The sequence below is a fragment of the Paenibacillus sp. FSL R10-2778 genome (assembly GCF_038593035.1).
GTDB classification, from domain to species: domain Bacteria; phylum Bacillota; class Bacilli; order Paenibacillales; family Paenibacillaceae; genus Paenibacillus_AQ; species Paenibacillus_AQ odorifer.
The window spans coordinates 3,988,178-4,004,660 of record NZ_CP151956.1 but is presented as its reverse complement, the minus strand read 5'-3'; the positions used below and the strand labels follow the sequence as shown (position 1 = coordinate 4,004,660).

Annotated in this window: 21 protein-coding genes; all 21 read left to right on the top strand. The window is 43.2% G+C overall.

Annotated features, from left to right (window positions below):
- Position 1 precedes the first annotated feature (1 nt).
- The 21 genes from NST40_RS18040 to NST40_RS17940 all read left to right on the top strand — a co-directional run bounded on the left by NST40_RS18040 (position 2) and on the right by NST40_RS17940 (position 16,375).
- On the top strand, positions 2-373 hold the full coding sequence (locus NST40_RS18040) for an ABC transporter ATP-binding protein (RefSeq protein WP_342409828.1): 372 nt from the start codon (positions 2-4) through the stop codon (positions 371-373).
- Positions 370-774 carry an HK97 gp10 family phage protein gene (locus NST40_RS18035; RefSeq protein WP_076296346.1) on the top strand — a complete coding sequence of 135 codons (405 nt, stop codon included), beginning with the start codon at positions 370-372 and terminating at the stop codon, positions 772-774. The genes NST40_RS18040 and NST40_RS18035 overlap by 4 nt, the downstream gene beginning before the upstream one ends.
- A gap of 2 nt (positions 775-776) precedes the next feature.
- Entirely contained in the window at positions 777-1,199 is a 423-nt protein-coding gene (locus tag NST40_RS18030; RefSeq protein WP_342409827.1) for a DUF6838 family protein, read from the top strand.
- Positions 1,196-1,390, top strand: coding sequence for a hypothetical protein (locus NST40_RS18025; RefSeq protein ID WP_340034036.1), 195 nt, complete (start codon positions 1,196-1,198; stop codon positions 1,388-1,390). The genes NST40_RS18030 and NST40_RS18025 overlap by 4 nt, the downstream gene beginning before the upstream one ends.
- Before the next feature lie 3 nt (positions 1,391-1,393).
- Complete coding sequence (locus NST40_RS18020) at positions 1,394-2,710, top strand: phage tail sheath family protein (RefSeq protein ID WP_342409826.1); 1,317 nt, start codon at positions 1,394-1,396, stop codon at positions 2,708-2,710.
- The gene (locus NST40_RS18015; RefSeq protein ID WP_076208586.1) at positions 2,711-3,172 is read left to right on the top strand and encodes a phage tail tube protein; all 462 of its coding nucleotides are present in this window, start codon (positions 2,711-2,713) and stop codon (positions 3,170-3,172) included. It begins immediately after the preceding gene.
- Positions 3,173-3,198: 26 nt separating this feature from the next.
- Complete coding sequence (locus NST40_RS18010) at positions 3,199-3,621, top strand: phage portal protein (protein ID WP_342409825.1); 423 nt, start codon at positions 3,199-3,201, stop codon at positions 3,619-3,621.
- Between the two features lie 248 nt (positions 3,622-3,869).
- Positions 3,870-4,508 (top strand): hypothetical protein, encoded by a 639-nt coding sequence (locus NST40_RS18005; RefSeq protein ID WP_342409824.1) that lies wholly within the window; start codon positions 3,870-3,872, stop codon positions 4,506-4,508.
- A gap of 60 nt (positions 4,509-4,568) precedes the next feature.
- Positions 4,569-7,007 (top strand): tape measure protein, encoded by a 2,439-nt coding sequence (locus tag NST40_RS18000; protein ID WP_342409823.1) that lies wholly within the window; start codon positions 4,569-4,571, stop codon positions 7,005-7,007.
- Between the two features lie 13 nt (positions 7,008-7,020).
- A complete protein-coding gene (locus NST40_RS17995; RefSeq protein ID WP_076208585.1) occupies positions 7,021-7,716 on the top strand; it encodes a LysM peptidoglycan-binding domain-containing protein in 696 nt (231 codons plus the stop codon).
- A 6-nt stretch (positions 7,717-7,722) separates the two neighbouring features.
- Complete coding sequence (locus NST40_RS17990) at positions 7,723-8,688, top strand: hypothetical protein (RefSeq protein WP_342409822.1); 966 nt, start codon at positions 7,723-7,725, stop codon at positions 8,686-8,688.
- 2 nt (positions 8,689-8,690) lie between these two features.
- Positions 8,691-8,984, top strand: a complete 294-nt coding sequence (locus tag NST40_RS17985) for a DUF2577 domain-containing protein (protein ID WP_339246908.1) — start codon at positions 8,691-8,693, stop codon at positions 8,982-8,984.
- Positions 8,981-9,394 carry a DUF2634 domain-containing protein gene (locus NST40_RS17980; protein ID WP_339246909.1) on the top strand — a complete coding sequence of 138 codons (414 nt, stop codon included), beginning with the start codon at positions 8,981-8,983 and terminating at the stop codon, positions 9,392-9,394. The genes NST40_RS17985 and NST40_RS17980 overlap by 4 nt, the downstream gene beginning before the upstream one ends.
- A complete protein-coding gene (locus NST40_RS17975) occupies positions 9,387-10,445 on the top strand; it encodes a baseplate J/gp47 family protein (RefSeq protein WP_342409821.1) in 1,059 nt (352 codons plus the stop codon). Before NST40_RS17980 ends, NST40_RS17975 begins: the two co-directional genes overlap by 8 nt.
- Positions 10,442-10,999: a YmfQ family protein gene (locus NST40_RS17970; protein ID WP_339246915.1), complete on the top strand. Its 558-nt coding sequence runs from the start codon at positions 10,442-10,444 to the stop codon at positions 10,997-10,999. Before NST40_RS17975 ends, NST40_RS17970 begins: the two co-directional genes overlap by 4 nt.
- Positions 10,989-13,865 carry a hypothetical protein gene (locus NST40_RS17965; RefSeq protein ID WP_342409820.1) on the top strand — a complete coding sequence of 959 codons (2,877 nt, stop codon included), beginning with the start codon at positions 10,989-10,991 and terminating at the stop codon, positions 13,863-13,865. The genes NST40_RS17970 and NST40_RS17965 overlap by 11 nt, the downstream gene beginning before the upstream one ends.
- A 13-nt stretch (positions 13,866-13,878) precedes the next feature.
- A complete protein-coding gene (locus NST40_RS17960; protein ID WP_342409819.1) occupies positions 13,879-14,445 on the top strand; it encodes a hypothetical protein in 567 nt (188 codons plus the stop codon).
- Between the two features lie 50 nt (positions 14,446-14,495).
- Positions 14,496-14,630, top strand: coding sequence for a hypothetical protein (locus NST40_RS17955; RefSeq protein ID WP_256715915.1), 135 nt, complete (start codon positions 14,496-14,498; stop codon positions 14,628-14,630).
- 97 nt (positions 14,631-14,727) lie between these two features.
- Positions 14,728-15,126 (top strand): hypothetical protein, encoded by a 399-nt coding sequence (locus NST40_RS17950; protein ID WP_076297422.1) that lies wholly within the window; start codon positions 14,728-14,730, stop codon positions 15,124-15,126.
- A 2-nt stretch (positions 15,127-15,128) separates the two neighbouring features.
- Positions 15,129-16,022, top strand: a complete 894-nt coding sequence (locus tag NST40_RS17945) for a M15 family metallopeptidase (RefSeq protein ID WP_342409818.1) — start codon at positions 15,129-15,131, stop codon at positions 16,020-16,022.
- Positions 16,023-16,024: 2 nt separating this feature from the next.
- Positions 16,025-16,375 carry a phage holin, LLH family gene (locus tag NST40_RS17940; protein WP_339248274.1) on the top strand — a complete coding sequence of 117 codons (351 nt, stop codon included), beginning with the start codon at positions 16,025-16,027 and terminating at the stop codon, positions 16,373-16,375.
- Positions 16,376-16,483 lie beyond the last annotated feature (108 nt).

Sequence of the window (16,483 nt, the reverse complement as noted above, 5' to 3'; positions counted from 1 at the left end):
TATGCAATTTGGAATGGTAGCTGCGGAACGTGCAGCGCTGGAGAGCACCTATGAAGGTTTATGTACTGTTTCGGAAATGAAGGATGTAAAAGATCCAGTAACCGGTAAAACACGTCAGCAAACTATCATTGTCTTGGCTAATGAACCGTGTGGACTCTCTCAGTCATCCTTACCTGCTGCCACACAAACAGTGACAGCGGATCAGGTCAATTATGATGCTAAGCTGTTTATCTCTCCTGATGTAACTATCAAGCCAGGAAGCCGAATCACGGTTCAGCAGAACGGCATGGAGTTCAAAGGAGAGCAGACGGGTAAGGCATTTAGATATGCTACTCATCAGGAGATTAAGCTAAAAGAGGTCCTGAACGCATGAGTATGGGGAAGTTCGATTTCACTGATTTGAAGAAGCTGCATAAAAGTATGGTTCAGATGCAGAAAGAGTTCCCAGCCTTTATGGAGGAATGCATCCGGGAATTGGCTGGACGGCTGTTGGCAAAGGCTATAGCTCGGACTCCCGTACTGACTGGAGACTTGCGGCGGGGATGGCAGATCGGGCAGGTGGTAAAGTTACCAGGCGGTGGGGTGCATGTTGAGATCACAAATAACGTGGAGTATGCGCTATATGTGGAATTCGGGCATGTCACTCGACTCCGTACTGGTTGGGTTAACGGTAGGTTTATGTTAACGCTATCGGAGCAGGAGTTGGAGAGGGAAATGCCAGCTATCATAGAACGAAAGTTTCAGAAATTCCTTAATAAGCATATGGGGCGGTGAGTATGCAGGATATAAAAAACGCACTCATAAAAAAGCTATCGTTATTTACTCCGGAGTATCCGGTTTATGACGAAGCAGTGGAGCAGGGCATGCAGCAGCCGTGCTTTTTTGTGCTGTTATTGGAAAGTAGTCAGGTCCGAGGGGTTAACCGGCGCTATCATCGTTTCAATCCCTTTGACGTTCATTACTTCCCGCAACAGGAATCAGCGGCTCCCCGAGAAGAATGCGAGCTAATATCTGAACAATTGTATTCCGAGTTGGAATATGTAACTGGGCATGATGGGCTTTACCGGGGAACAGGTATGAGGCATGAAATAGTGGATGGAGTATTGCATTTCTTCGTTGAGTACAATGTTCACCTGATCCGGGATAAAGCACCGGATATTAAAATGCAGACTATGAAGCAAGGAGGCGGTATTAAGTGAGTGAGAAAAGCATTAAGACAGCTGAGACACCGATTGAGGGGTCATTTACCAAAGAGCAGTTCTTAGCTTCTGCTAAGTATTCATATCAAGACAAAGACATCTTATCGGCGCTACTGGAGCCAGAGAAACTGTATACAGCTTTTGAGGCGCAACAAGTGATCGATGATTTTAAGAATAAGGAGGCTGAGTAGATTATGGCCGGTGGAACATGGACCACTCAAAATAAAGTAAGACCCGGTGTATATGTTAACGTGGAAACGTCTGGCGGGGCATTGGGTACGGTTGGCAGCAGGGGAATAACCTCTTTAGCGCTAACTCTCCCATGGGGAGCGGCTAAGGTCATCACACCGATTATAGCTGGTGAGGATACATTCAAAATGCTTGGCTATGACATTACAGCCCCGGAACTATTGCTAGTGCGTGAGGCACTGAAACGAGCACGTACAGTGTTGCTTTACAAGCTTAACGAAGGAGTTAAAGCGACTGTATCAGTAGGCACTCTGATGGCTACAGCCAGATACGGTGGTACGAGAGGTAATAGCCTGAAGGTTGTCGTACAAACCAACATCGACGATAGTAGCAAGTTTGATGTAAAAACGTTGCTGGATAATGCAGTAGTGGACACGCAGGTAGTCGCTAATATTGCGGGGCTCATCCCGAATGACTGGATTATATGGAGCGGGACCGGCACACTAACTGCAAATGCTGGAGCTCCTTTGATTGGTGGTGCAAATGGCACTGTTACTAATGCGGATCATACTGCATATCTAGCTGCACTAGAGCTGTATGATTTCCAGACAGTGGCACTGACATCCACGGACAATGCGCTCAAAGCTGTCTATGCTGCCTTTGTACGGCGCTTGAGAGAGTCAGAGGGTAAAAAGATACAGGCAGCACTTGAGAACTACCCTGTAGCCGATTTTGAAGGTGTAATCAGCGTCAAGAATGGCGTGGTACTTTCAGACGGGACCATACTTACAGCAGCCCAGGCTACTGCTTGGGTAGCAGGTGCTTCGGCAGCAGCTGAGATGAATGAGTCTCTTACTTATTCGGCATACGACGATGCTGTAGATGTGGCACCAAGGTATACGAGCACACAAATTGAAGCAGCTCTGAAAGCCGGAGAATTTGTCTTTACCCCTTCCGTTAATCGGGCTGTGATAGAACAGGATATTAATACGTTCCTCTCTTACACTCCAAAGAAGGGAAAACAACTTCAAAAAAACCGTGTGCTCCGAGTATTGGATGGTATTGCGAATGATCTGAAGCGTATCTTTGAATCATTTTACATCGGTAAGGTGTCAAATAATGTTGATGGTCGAGCTCTGTTTCGTAAAGAGGCAGTTATCTATTTGGATAGCTTGCAGGGGATTGATGCCATTCAAAATTTTGATGCTCAGACGGATATCACGGTACTTCCTGGTGTTGATTCAGATGCCATCTACGTGGAAGCCAATATTCAACCAGTAGATAGTATCGAAAAAGTATATATGAAAGTGCAGGTGAGATAAATGTCGTTTTTAAAGGCGAATGACACAATTAGCGGACAAGAGGGGCGGGCTTACGCCACAATCAATGGTCAGGTAGAGGAAATGTTCTACATCAAGACTCTTGAAGCATCAGTAGAAAAGGAGAAGGCTGAAGTTAAAACATTAGGCCGCCGTGGTACCCAGCATAAAACTACTGGATGGTCGGGTACCGGCAGCATGACGATCTATTATGTAACAAGTCGTTTCCGCCAGTTGATGATCGATTATATCAAAACGGGTAGAGATACCAACTTTGATATTACGGTAACTAATGAAGATCCGGGATCTACCATTGGGTCTCAAACAATTACTCTACTAGGTGTGAACCTTGATAGTGTAGTTATGGTATCGCTGGATACAGAATCTGATGCACTAGAAGAGGATATCGATTTTACCTTTGAGGATATTGATATGGGTCAAGCATTTAACCCACCAGCCAATTAAAATAAATTTCAGGAGGAATTAATATTATGAGCGATTTCACAGCATTCTACGCACAAAACGCAGCGGTGGAGACTACAGAGGATTTCGTGGTCTCCCCTAGATTTAAAGATAAAGATGGAAAGGCGATTCCTTGGAAGCTACGTAGTATCACTGAAGAAGAAAATAAAGAACTTCGTAAGGCTGCCACGAAGCGAATCAAAGGTAAATACGGACAATTTACATCTGAAATGGATGCTAATGAATACATGGCAAAAATGGTGGTGGCTTCTGTATCTTATCCGGATCTCAAAAATGCAGAAATTCAAAAATCCTATGGAGTACTTGGTTCAGAAGTTCTGTTACGCAAAATGCTGCTTCCTGGCGAATTCTCAGCCCTCAGCGAACGGGTACAGACACTAAATGGTTTTGATCAAGATATCAATGAGCAGATAGAAGAAGTAAAAAACTAATAGAGGAGGGTGACGGTGAGGCTAACTTAGCTTACTACGCCCTCCATGAGCTTCACATTTTACCGCATGACCTTATGGCGATGGGACAGAGGGAACGAGCCGCTATATATGCGATGATCTCTCTCCGGGTAGATAAGGAAAAGAAACAAGCGTCTAGGACCAGTTCTAAAGGACGCAAAAAGTAATAGACCGTTCATTCCCTGTTTGGTATATTGTTAGTAAATATTACCTCTGGGAGTGGAATTTATATGAAAGGCTTACGTAATGTTTTAGCAGTGCTTTGTTTCATCGCCTCTATATTCTTCTTGACATTCACTATATTTTTGTTTGTTAAGCCTGATGTAAATGGAGGGACAATTGGTGTAGTATTTACTTTGATTTTCTTTGCTTTAGGTTATTTCCTTAGAGTTAAACCACATAACCATTTAGACTCAAACGATGATAAAAATGAGTTTTTAGTAACAAGTGCATTGGACCATGTTGAAGGATTGCCTTTAGGTGAGGGAACATTGTGCAACCTATCTGTAACACAAGATAAACTGGTGATAGATGGGGGTGGCACTGACTTTAACATTAACAACTCTCAGATAAGGGCTGTAGAAGTAAAAACGGATACGGAAATTGCAAATATAGTCCATAGTAGTGCAGCTAAAGGAATCGCTGGAGGGTTGTTGTTTGGCCCAATTGGTTTAATTGTCGGATCAAGAGCGACGAACAAAGAAAAAAGAACTAACACGCATTATCTTATAATTAACTATACGAATTCTAACGGTGAGATGGCCGCACTCATGTTTGATGGAGGTCAAACAGCAGCATCGGCACAAAAAATAACACATAAGCTTAGACCAATAATAACGAACAATCCAAAGCAATCAGTTCAATTGTAGTTAATGAAGCACTCCAACGTGGAGTGCTTTTTTATGTTGTGTAGAAAGGAGGAAGCCAAATTGCCAAACATAGCAGCGAGTCTTGCATTAAATGATGTCTTTAGTCAGCGCTTGAATCAGGTTAACGCTTCTTTAGCAGCTACTATTCAGTTAATGGCACGATTGCAATCTCAAATGCAGAATCCGATGGTATTAAGAATCAGCGCGTTTGATGTGATCAGTAATTTAGATATGATTAAACAGCAGATTGCAGCTCTAGGAACAGGTAGCCTGATACGAATAAACATTAACACCACAGAAATATTACAGCAATTAGCGGTAATCAGGCAGCGGTTAGGCGGTGAAGAATCATCAATTAAAATAAAAATCGATGCCGCTGATATTTCATCGCAAATTGCGATTATAAAAAGACAGATTGAATCTGAATTAAGTAGCGTTGTTGCACAGATTCGGATTGAGCTGCCCAGGTCTTTGGAGGCTATGTTTACAAATCTCCAACGCTTGGTATCCCAACTCATTAGATCAACGCGACAATTAAGAACACGCAGTGCAGATGCGGGTGAATTGCAAAGAGCTCTAGAACGTATCGCTAGGTTAGAACGGCAAATTGCTGACCTACAGTCTAGGGTGAACGGACAAATTAATAATGCAACGAAAAACACTTCTAATTGGCTAAGTATCCTCAAAAATGTAGTCGCAGCTTATCTATCTATTGCTGCAGCTAAAAAACTTTTGGAAACATCAGATGATGTGGCGTTGACTAACGCTAGATTAGCAATGGTTAATGATGGCCTTCGAACACAGCTAGAGTTACAACGCCAGGTAATGGACGCGGCGAATGAAACTCGGGCAAACTACCAAGCTACAGCGGATATGGTCACTAAACTCGCTATGAGTACTCAGGGTATTTTTAAAACAGATGACGATATTATTAAATTCACGAAGAGCTTCAACAAAGCTTTGGTAATCTCAGGTGCAGGAGCCCAAGAAACGACTGCCTCTATATTGCAAATGGGGCAAGCGCTCGGGAGTGGGGTTTTACAAGGTGATGAATTAAGGTCCCTTAGTGAAAATGCTCCTGCGGTGATGAGTCTATTAGCGGAGGGACTAGGGGTAGCACGCGGGGAGCTTAAAGCAATGGGAGCTGATGGTAAACTAACATCTGCGATGATTGTTAAAGCATTTGAAAAGCAAAGCGGAAAAATCGATAAGATGTTTAGTCAAATGCCTATGACTTTTGGTTCGGCAATGACAATTATGAAGAACAAAGTAGCTGAATGGATTGGAACAATTAACGGGGCAGAAGGCCCTCTTAGTAGGATTACTAAGATGCTACAGGATCTAACTGCATGGTTAAGTACCAGTGACGGAGAACAATTTTTGAGTGGTTTAAGCGAAGGCATCACCACAACTGTTGATATTGTTGTCTCGTTAGGGGATGCCGCTGCACAGGTTTATAGCTATATTACTACGAATTGGACAACTATTGAGCCAATCGTTTGGGGGATTGCAGCGGCTTTAACGGCGTGGAAACTCGCATCTATGGCTGTTGGATCTGCCTCTATATTTGCTTCAATTGGAACAGGAATAATGACGGCAGCAGTGTTTCTTCAAACAGCTGCTACGGGGGGATTAGCGCTCGCTTGGAGAGGTCTAAATGCTGCTATGAAAGCAAATTTATTTATAGCTATAGTTACTGTAGTAATTGCAGTGATAGCTTGGCTATGGAAGTTATACCAAACAAATGATACCTTTGCAGCAGGGTGGCAAAGGACTTGGAATGGTTTGTTTAACTTTTTTGATCAGGTGCCGATTTTCTTTGCGCGTATAGGATATGCAATAGCTGATGCTTTCGGTTGGGCAAAAACCAAGTCACTAACATTTATGGAGGATTTGGCAAATGGTGCTATAGATCGTATTAATGATTTGATTAATACATTGAACAAACTGCCATTTGTTGAACTTGAGACTATTAGTCACATAGAATTAGCTGCTGGAAAAGCAGCAGAAGAAGAAGCTGCGAAGCAACAGAGGGCGGCAAACATAACTGCAATGGAAAATAGTGCTGCAACAAAAGCTAAAGAACGTGAAGCTAAAGTTCAAAAAATGTTAGATGAGCGTGCAACGAAACGTGAATCTGAAGCAGCTGCTGAGAACGCTAAAAATGCAAAATCAGGAAAAGATGATAAGGTGGCTGGAATGGGGTTTTCTGCTGGTGGTGGTGCCGCAGCTGCTGCAGCTCCAAAAACTGATAAGTTAAAAAAAGTCGATAAGGTCGGCAAAGTAGAGAATCCTATTGATATCTCTAAAGAAGACCTGAAGATTATGCGCGATGTCGCGGAAATGAAGAACATTCAAAACTTTGTGACATTGACACCGACTATTCAGGTCAAGACAGGACCAGTAACCAATGAGGCTAATGTCGATTCCATTGTTAAGAAGATTGAAACTAAACTTAACGAAGATATAGCTAGTACTGCAAAGGGTCTCTATAGCTAAAGGAGGCGATAGCGTGGCTAATGACTACAGCATCGAACTGAGTTTTAACAACCGCGCAATATGGTTTGAAATCCCCGTCCTTCCGGAAGAAATAGAGATCGGCGGGGAAGGCGACGGAGAGACTTATGATATAACGGATCTTGGTGAAATTAATGTAATCAAGGCCGCTAAGCTGAAAGAGATTAGCTTTAGTAGTTTTTTTCCGGCTATCGCAGTCGGTGGTACTGTACCAAGCTATGTATCATCAAAAAACTGGGGGCAACCCGCGGACTACATCCAATTAATTGAAACCTGGATGAACAAGCGCAAGCCGATCCGGTTTATTTTTACGTCAACGGGTCTCAAAATAAATATTGCTGCCAGTATCGAAGAATTTAATTATAAAGAGGTTGCTGGGAGCCCGGGAGATTTTGAATATGAAATTAGCCTGAAGGAGTATGTCTTTTACGCTGCTAAAAAGGTGACGTTGAAGACAAATACAACACCAGCTGGTACAACAACAACCACTAAGAAAGAGCCAGCGAAACGCGCAGATGAACGTACTAAGTCCAAAACAGTTACCATCAAATCCGGGGACACCTTGATGAAGATAGCTAAAAGAGAACTCGGTGACGGCAGCCGGTGGAAAGAGATTCAGAAGTTAAACGGCTTAACAGACGCGCAGCTGAAGACACTCAAAATCGGCTCTGTTCTGAAGCTACCGGGGTGATGATACATGGAGTTATTGATCGATAATAAAAATGGCACCGTCTGGGATGTTTCCAGCATCGTTACTGATATATCTTGGAAGACGATCCGTATAGGTAAGGCGGCATCCTTAGAATTCACCCTTGTAGACCATGGCCCATGGCAAGATAAAAAATTCCAACTGAATAATGGTGATGTGGTTAGGTACACAGATGAGGGACATAAGGTTTTCTATGGATATATTTTCAGTATTGAAACTGGTAAGACGGAAGAAATAAGCATCCTTGCTTATGATCAGATCCGGTATCTGATGAATAGCGGAACTTATGTATTTACGAAACAGACAGCAACTCAGGTAGTTCAAAAGATCGCTCAAGACATGCAGCTCAAGACCGGAACGCTGGAAGATACAAAATACATTATTCCTTCCCAGATCCGCGACGATAAAACGTTTATCGATATGATCTGCATGGCGTTAGATGAGACCCTGATTAACTACGGGACCAACTTCGTATTCTTTGACGATTTTGGGAGCTTGACGATACGTAATGCTTCTAATATGCGCTTTCCTTTTGTGGTGGGTGATGATTCACTCATGACGGATTATTCTTACAGCCGCAACATTGACGATGAGACATACAATCAAATTGTATTGTACAGAGACAACAAGGAGACTGGTAAGCGGGAAACTTACGTTACCAAAGATAGCGCCAGCATTGCTAAGTGGGGATTGCTACAACTCTACGAGTCAGTAGATGAGAATCTGAATCAGGCTCAAATTACTGAGCAACTAACTCAGCAACTGTTCATGAAGAATCGAGAGAAGCGGACGCTTAGTATAGAGGCCCTTGGAGATTACCGGATGCGTGCAGGATGCTACGTTAATTTATATATCAACACAATGAACATAAATAAATTCTTCCTAGTCGATGAATGTACTCATAAGAAAGAAGGCGGAGTGCATACCATGGACTTAGAGCTAAGGTTGGTGTGATCATGATAGATGCGATAAAACGCGCTGCCACTGAAGCGGTGAATGCTGCTGGTCCAGTTCTGGTACAGCTAGGAATTGTAGAAAAAATTAATCCTCTTGTAGTGTTGGTCGATAATCGGCTTTCACTTACGGAGGATTTTTTAATTGTTCCGGAAACCTTATCTGAACAGAAAATATCAATAGGAATCCAAGAATACGTAATTCGTAAGCCGTTAGCTACTGGAGATAAACTTTTACTTATCCGCATGCAAGGTGGTCAACGCTACGTAATCATGGATAGGGTGGTGAGCGTTTGATACCACAGAGCGATAATGTGCTGCTGAATGAGGATATGGAGGATACACCCCAACCAAGTCTTACTTATAAATTAGACCTTGTAAATGGGCGTATAGGATCTGTGGTAGTGGATGGATTGGATGCCGTAAAACAGGCAGTTATAAAAATACTCTCGACAATCCGATTTGAAAACCTGATTTACAGTGACAATTACGGTAGTGAGGCAGATGTTGGAGCGATGCGGGGCCGTGCGGTGTTTGAAACTGAAGTGGAACGATGGACTAGGGAAGCGTTACTGCAGGATGATCGTATCGTTTCTGTAACCAACTTTAGATTTACCTATGATGGCGATGCGGTGCTCGTCTTGTTTGACGTAGAGAGTGATTACGGAAACTATACAGACCGATTGGAGGTGAATGGTGGTGTATGAAGATCAAACGTTTGAAACGATCTTAGAACGGATGTTAGACAGGGTACCAGATGGGCTGGACAAGCGAGAAGGTAGCATTATTTATGATGCTATGGCTCCAGCAGCAATGGAATTAGCTCAGATGTATGTCGAGTTAGATATTAATACAAACCTGATCTTCGCAGACACAACGAGTGGTGATTACTTAGATCGGGCAGTAGCATGGTCAGGTGTTACCAGAAAGGTGGCTACTAAAGCGCAATTAAGAGGGTTGTTTTACAATTCATCCAATACACTTTTAGATATCCCGGTAGGCAGTCGGTTTGCAATAGGTGATATCAACTACAAGGCAATAGAACGGCTTTCTCTTGGTAATTACCGGATGGAATCAGAAACTGTAGGAGCTGCTGGAAATCAAACATTCGGGGCACTACTGCCAATTGATTTTATTAATAACCTAGCTCGGGCCGAACTGACAGAACTGCTTGTTGCCGGAGTGGACCGGGAAACGGATAAAGCGCTCTACGAGAGGTATCAGGAGCGGATAACCAAACCAGTCACCAGCGGTAACAGATACCAATATGAGCAATGGGCTCGGGAAATCAGCGGTGTTGGTCGGGCTAAGGCGTTCCCTCTATGGAATGGACCTGGTACCGTTAAGGTAGTGTTGCTAAACAATGATATGAGAAAACCATCGACAGCGATTGTAGAGGCTGTTCAGAATTTTATTGATCCGACAAAGGACGGGATGGGTGAAGGAGTAGCACCGATCGGTGCAGTTGTTACGGTAGTTGGGGCTACTGAGTTTCCTATTAATATATCGGTGAGTGTAACTCTTGCAAGTGGAGCTACAACGGATCAAGTAAAAACGCAGTTGGAGACAGCGACTAGGAATTATCTGGCCACTCTTGCCTTTACTGACTCGTTAGTCCGTTATACCCGGATACAGAGTCTAATATTAGATATACCACCGGTGATTGATTATACAAATCTGAAAGTAAACAATCAAACAGTTAATATTCAGATACCAGATGATGCTGTAGCAGTGCTTGGGACGGTGACTGTAACATGAGTGGGGCTGACCATTTAAAAGGATATCTCCCAGCTTATTATGCCGACATACTCGAAATGAACGAGTTGATGAACGGTGAAGGACCAGAGTTTGATCTCCTTGGCGCACGGGTTGAAGAATTATTGAACCAAGCATTCCCGGAGTCGGCTACTTGGGCATTGGGGAGATACGAAGAGGAATTACAAATCGTAGTCGATACCAACAAACCTACTGAGCAACGGCGGTCTGTGATCATTTCAAAAATGCGTGGATTTGGCAAGGTATCTGGAGACATGATTAAGAATGTAGCACAGGCATATGACGGCGGCACTGTTGATGTGGCTGTATCTCCAGCTGAGTATAAGATCGTGATTACCTTTATTGATACATTGGGTGTGCCAATTAACATAGATGACCTTAAAAAAGCCTTAGAGGATATCAAACCGGCTCATATGACTTTGTCTTATGCCTACCGTTATTTGCTTATCAAAGAGGTGCATAAGATCATGACAATCAACCAATTGCAGCAGACGCTATTAAATAAATTTGCGGGAGGTGGGCCTGTTGTCCAGTAATACACCCAATTTGAATTTACTCAAAGTTAACCCAGTTACCGATGGTAATGATACTTTTAACATCGATACTATGCTCAATGATAACTGGGATAAAATAGACACAACTGTTGGTAATAAGGTAGATAAGGTATCCGGCAAGCAATTATCTACCAATGATTACACGACAGCGGAAAAGACAAAATTGTCTGGAGTAGCTACCGGAGCTAATAATTATACACATCCTACAGGAGATGGTAATCAACACGTACCAGCTACGGGTACTAGTAACAATGGCAAAGTACTTAAAGCTGGAACAACAGCCGGAAGCTCATCATGGGGAAATGTTAACGGATCGGAAGTTGTAGAAGATGCCACACATCGTTTTGCAACTGATGCTGAAAAGGCAACATGGAACGCCAAAGAAACAACAACAGGATCTCAGGCTAAAGCGGATGCAGCAGTGCTTCCGATTAATAACAGGCTAAATACTGAATCTCTCACAGCTATCAATTTAGTGGCTGGACAACAAATTCTAAACGCAACAAAGAACGCTAGACTACAAGGATTAAAGGTACAGGGGAGGTCGTTAATAGATTTACTTGGTGGGGCTGGGAGTGGAGAGAGTTTAACGGGGTGGTCGTTGGCTGGGTCAACACTCCCGGCTATTTCTACCGCTCAGAAAAAATCGGGTGCTTCATCGTTTAAGATGGCATCGGGTTCAACAGGCGGGAGCTACATGACGCGTGACTTCTCAGTTCAAATTGATAAGGCGCTGCAATATGTATTTGGTGTTTGGGTATTTATTGAGTCCTACACTGCGGGAGCCCCGACAATTGCATTATATGATATGGGGACAAATACAATAAGATACTCAACCTCTCCAAACACAAGTATTGTTGGTAGTTGGCAGTTTGTACCTCTTAAATTACCAGTAAACAATTCTTTGGTTGGCAATGGGTTGAGGATTGTAGTTGGTTATGGAAGCGCGGGAGCAAGCACGGTATATTACGATGAATTACGCCTATACGCCGTATCCGCAACAGACTATGCAGCCATCGGAACCACGATCACAGGCGCTGCTATTGATGCTCTATTGCCTTATGTACCTCCTGGTATTAATGGAGTAGATGGGTTATATGTACGGAGATATGGACGTAATCTGTTGCCACCATTTACAGATAAGGCATGGTCGTTTAACCCGAACGCTAAGGCAAACGGACCATATCAGAGCGTGTTAACGGCTACTGCTGAGTGGCAAGCAATCAGTTGCGCTGTTCCTGTAATGCCTGGGAAAACGTACTATTTAAGTATTGAGGGTATAACGGCTAATAGTGGGGCAGTAGGAAGTTATTTGGATAGTAACAAAAAGAATGACTTAGCTGTTCTTAGTGGTGGATGGATTCAAAATCAGCCACTTACTGTACCAGAGGGTTATTACTATATATTAATAAATTTGGCAAGTAACCAGATAGGGACATACAACTTCAACAATCCACAACTCGAACTAGGCAGTGTCGCTACACCATTCCAGCCCCGCGAAGACTCTCTTATCGCCTTTGGTGGAGTAGAGTTACACGCTAGCCCAAATGACGGCAACGAACCGGATATACTGCGTGAGGTTAACGGACGGTATGAGGTGACGAGGTTATGGCGTAAATCCAATCTTGTGGGTGACTGGTCGTGGTTATTCGATACGAATTATACAGGTTACAAACGTGTACGCGTTACTTTACCAACTCCTAGCGGCATGAACACATCAGAACGGGTGACTAAGTATACCGGAAGCCCCTTATATCCTTCAGCGGGTATTTATACAGCTGCTGATCAATCAACACTTTACAATGGTGTATTATACATTACTATTGCCAACACAGACTCCGGTTGGGGAGACTCCTACACTCCTACATCTGACGAAATTAAGGCTTATTTTAATGGCTGGCGGATGTACAACGGCGCTAGTGGAGTGGCTACAAATCCATATAACGGTACGGCCGGACAAACAAAAGGATGGGTCGAGATTTTGAGTGCTGGCAATCCGGTAGGAGTATTGCCAACAACAATACCTTCGGGCTGGACACCGTATCAACTTCTATACCGTCTAGCAACACCGACCACGGAGACGGTACAAGAGGATGGCGCTCTTTCTCTGCTCGAAGGCGATAACTTTATCGAGGTAGGCAGTGGTTATATATCGAAGGAGCCTGCGAGACCAAAGAAAAATGCTCTATCAGACGTATACTACATTGGACTCAATGACGCGGGTAATGGAGGAGATTCGAACCTTAAAAAACGTGCCTCCGAAATTAAACAAGTATTTAAAAACAGTCTGCCTGATTTTTGGAATATTGATAAGTTAGCAGATGGTACACGTTATGCATGGACGGATAATTACGATACAGCTGCTTCCTACAGCGTCTCTTACATCAAACTGGATAAATCACCAGTACCTTCGGTATCAGGAGCGTACGCCGCCACTGAGAAGATGCAAATTCATGATTTAACAGATGCAGTGACAGAGATAAGCTCAACCGTTAGTGTGTTAGCTGCCAAGAAAGCGGAGAAGGATGCAGGGCCTTGGATTACACCGTCCGCAGTGCTAAGCGGATTTACTGCCTTCGATTTAGCTTATCGCGTGAATAAAGGATTTATTGAATTTCGTGGGTACGTATATTACAACATTACTGACGTACCAGCGGGTACAAAGATTTTTAATTTGCCGACGCAGTTTCGACCTGTGCGAATCACTAGAATGCTTACATCCTCATGGACATCAAAAGTAGATCCAACGTCGAGCGCAGTGTCAGTAGGTGTAAATGGAGATATAACAACAGAGGTCAACGCAAAGCAAAATATTATATTTGATGGTCTACGGTTTCCGTTAGATTAAAGGAGGCGATATCATGAGAAAAGCAGTATCGAAAGTAGACCTAAACGGACTTTATATAGAAGATGTAGAACCGGACGACTCTTTAATAGGGGTCGTCCCTATTTATGCCCAGCCAGAGCCAGAGCCAGAAGAAGCGCCTGAGCTGCCAGGAGATGTTGATCCAGAGTTACCGGAAGAGGATACAGAGCCAGCACCAGAACCTGAGCGTGAGATCATCGGCTATATCGTAGGGATTCCGTTGCCGACCGGACTATATCATCCGCGTTTCGATTTAGCTACATGGGTAGCATATCAAGTTCAACTCGATGAGTATCAGGCAGCATATAACGAATGGTACTTTAGCCAAGAGGTGGAACCAGTAAAGGAAGCGCCTATTCCCCCACTACAACCTGATAACCTATGGAACGAGGGCTTAACACCAGAAGAGATTGCGGAGTTGACGAAGCCCGGCGAACTCTCAGAAATTGAGTTGTTGAAAAAGGAAAATATGCTCCTAAAAGCTCAGAACAACGCAATAACTGAACGTGCCGATTTTATTGAGGATATCATTGCTGAAATGGCAATGCAGATATACCAATGATAGCGCGCATTTTTTACTGGTTCATGTCGAAGAGGAAAGGGGGTGACATCATGATGGCTATGTTTTTCGCACAGCGTGTAATCTTAGGTAAGACCAAATATATCGAGGTTCCATCTACTTTGAGACCAGGAGTAAAAGAAATTTTGGTTGATAGCGGACTTGAATTCCTTGCTGAAGAAGAATAAATAAAGACGGCGCCCATTGAGGCGTTTTTTATTTTGCCCTCGGACCATATCCGGGGGCTATTTATATTGATCAATAGATAGAGAGGGGAGTTGTTTTATGTCAATTGGGGGAGCAAACCAAGGAGGAGGGGGCGGTGATGTAATGCCGATGCACCGATTGGAAGATGTGGAAAAGGGCTTACTCGGTCTTTCCAGTGAATTTGCACGAATATCCGCAGACCTAGCCAATACTAATGCAAAAATGAACTTACTTGAAGCAGCCGGTCTGAGACACGAAGAGAGCATTTTACAAATGGAGAAATCCACAATAAAAATGGAAGTTAAGTTTGGTGAGATCATGGGGAAATTTGATTCTCTTGAAAATAAGATATTCATGCTATTGCAGCAAGCTAATAAGGATAGTGGATCAGAGCGTAAAATGTGGCTTGATTTTGTTAAGTACATCATTGGTATTACCATTGGCGTGATTGTGGCTAACCAATTTTTAGGGAGGTAAATATGCTTACACTAGATCAAGTAAAGAGTAAATCATCTACGAGATTGATTGGTTTACATCCCGTAGTTTTAGCAGCTGCAACAGTTTTAATTGAACGCTGTTACGCTCGGGGAGTTACTATCTTGATAACTCAGGGGTTGCGGACAATAGCCGAGCAGAATGGACTATTTGCTCAGGGACGGACGCAAGCGGAGCTTAATGCAGCTGGATTATCGAGTGTTAAGGCGCAGCCGGATAAACCAAAGGTCACCAACGCCAAGGGTGGGACCAGTTATCATAACTTTGGACTAGCTATCGACTTCGCGTTGTTACTACCAGATGGGAAACAGGTATCATGGGATTTAAAACGTGACGGTGATGGTGACAAGGTAGCTGATTGGACTGAGGTAGTTGAGGAGGCTAAAGCTCTTGGTTTTGAATGGGGTGGTGATTTTGTCTCGATTAAGGATGCACCACATTTTCAAATCACTTTTGGAATGACAACCTCACAACTACGTGCGGGTGCTAAGCCGTCAGAGATCGCTATGGCAAAGGCATCGGCTATTATAGATCGACTAAAAGAGGAGGCAGATGAAGATATGAGTAGATTTGCAGAACTTGAAGAACAAGTGAAGGAACTATCGAAAGTCGTAATAGGCTTGACTAATAGCAAAGATGTACTTAAACAAGCTGCAACAGAGCAAGGGCTGAGTATCGCTAAAGTTTTATCTAGAGTGGATAAGTTGGAGGGTAAGGCGAATCTAACTGAAATACCTGCTTGGGCAAATGAGGCTGTACAAGCTGCATTTGATGCGGGATTGGTAGACACACCAACGGGTGGAAGTTATGACTTTTACCGGATGCTTAAGGTTTTGTATACAGCTGGATTACTCATCACAAGATTGGAGGGTAAATAACCATGCAACCAATTATTGATCAAGCACAACCCTATATTACTGCCGTTGCATTGGCTATTGTTGGTGTATTGGCTACTGTAATTTTGCGAGCAGTAGCGTTGCTACAACAAAAGGCAAATTCATGGTTTGATGCAAAGCTATCGGTATCTCAGCGGGAGCTACTACACAAGATAACAACTGAAGCTGTTGCGTATGCAGAAACTCTCTTTCGGCAAGCTGATGGGGAAAAGAAATTGGGAAATGCAATTCTCTATGTTGAGGAACAGTTAGATAAGAAAGGTATTAGTTTCTCTTCTGTTGAGATAACATCAGCGATAGAACATGCTTACTTAAGTTACGCGAAGAATAAGTAAAATAAAAAAGAATCCCCGTCTTTCTAGTAGAGGATGGGGATTTAATAAAAACGTTCTTGAGAATTAACTGTAAATATGGAATAATTTATTCGTGTTTACTCCAATACG

Bases quoted from the DNA above. Each gene is read 5' to 3' on its own strand.
- NST40_RS18040 (WP_342409828.1), top strand. From the start codon at position 2: ATGCAATTTGGAATGGTAGCTGCGGAACGTGCAGCGCTGGAGAGCACC.
- NST40_RS18035 (WP_076296346.1), top strand. From the start codon at position 370: ATGAGTATGGGGAAGTTCGATTTCACTGATTTGAAGAAGCTGCATAAA.
- NST40_RS18030 (WP_342409827.1), top strand. From the start codon at position 777: ATGCAGGATATAAAAAACGCACTCATAAAAAAGCTATCGTTATTTACT.
- NST40_RS18020 (WP_342409826.1), top strand. From the start codon at position 1,394: ATGGCCGGTGGAACATGGACCACTCAAAATAAAGTAAGACCCGGTGTA.
- NST40_RS18015 (WP_076208586.1), top strand. From the start codon at position 2,711: ATGTCGTTTTTAAAGGCGAATGACACAATTAGCGGACAAGAGGGGCGG.
- NST40_RS18010 (WP_342409825.1), top strand. From the start codon at position 3,199: ATGAGCGATTTCACAGCATTCTACGCACAAAACGCAGCGGTGGAGACT.
- NST40_RS18005 (WP_342409824.1), top strand. From the start codon at position 3,870: ATGAAAGGCTTACGTAATGTTTTAGCAGTGCTTTGTTTCATCGCCTCT.
- NST40_RS17990 (WP_342409822.1), top strand. From the start codon at position 7,723: ATGGAGTTATTGATCGATAATAAAAATGGCACCGTCTGGGATGTTTCC.
- NST40_RS17985 (WP_339246908.1), top strand. From the start codon at position 8,691: ATGATAGATGCGATAAAACGCGCTGCCACTGAAGCGGTGAATGCTGCT.
- NST40_RS17970 (WP_339246915.1), top strand. From the start codon at position 10,442: ATGAGTGGGGCTGACCATTTAAAAGGATATCTCCCAGCTTATTATGCC.
- NST40_RS17960 (WP_342409819.1), top strand. From the start codon at position 13,879: ATGAGAAAAGCAGTATCGAAAGTAGACCTAAACGGACTTTATATAGAA.
- NST40_RS17955 (WP_256715915.1), top strand. From the start codon at position 14,496: ATGATGGCTATGTTTTTCGCACAGCGTGTAATCTTAGGTAAGACCAAA.
- NST40_RS17950 (WP_076297422.1), top strand. From the start codon at position 14,728: ATGTCAATTGGGGGAGCAAACCAAGGAGGAGGGGGCGGTGATGTAATG.
- NST40_RS17945 (WP_342409818.1), top strand. From the start codon at position 15,129: ATGCTTACACTAGATCAAGTAAAGAGTAAATCATCTACGAGATTGATT.
- NST40_RS17940 (WP_339248274.1), top strand. From the start codon at position 16,025: ATGCAACCAATTATTGATCAAGCACAACCCTATATTACTGCCGTTGCA.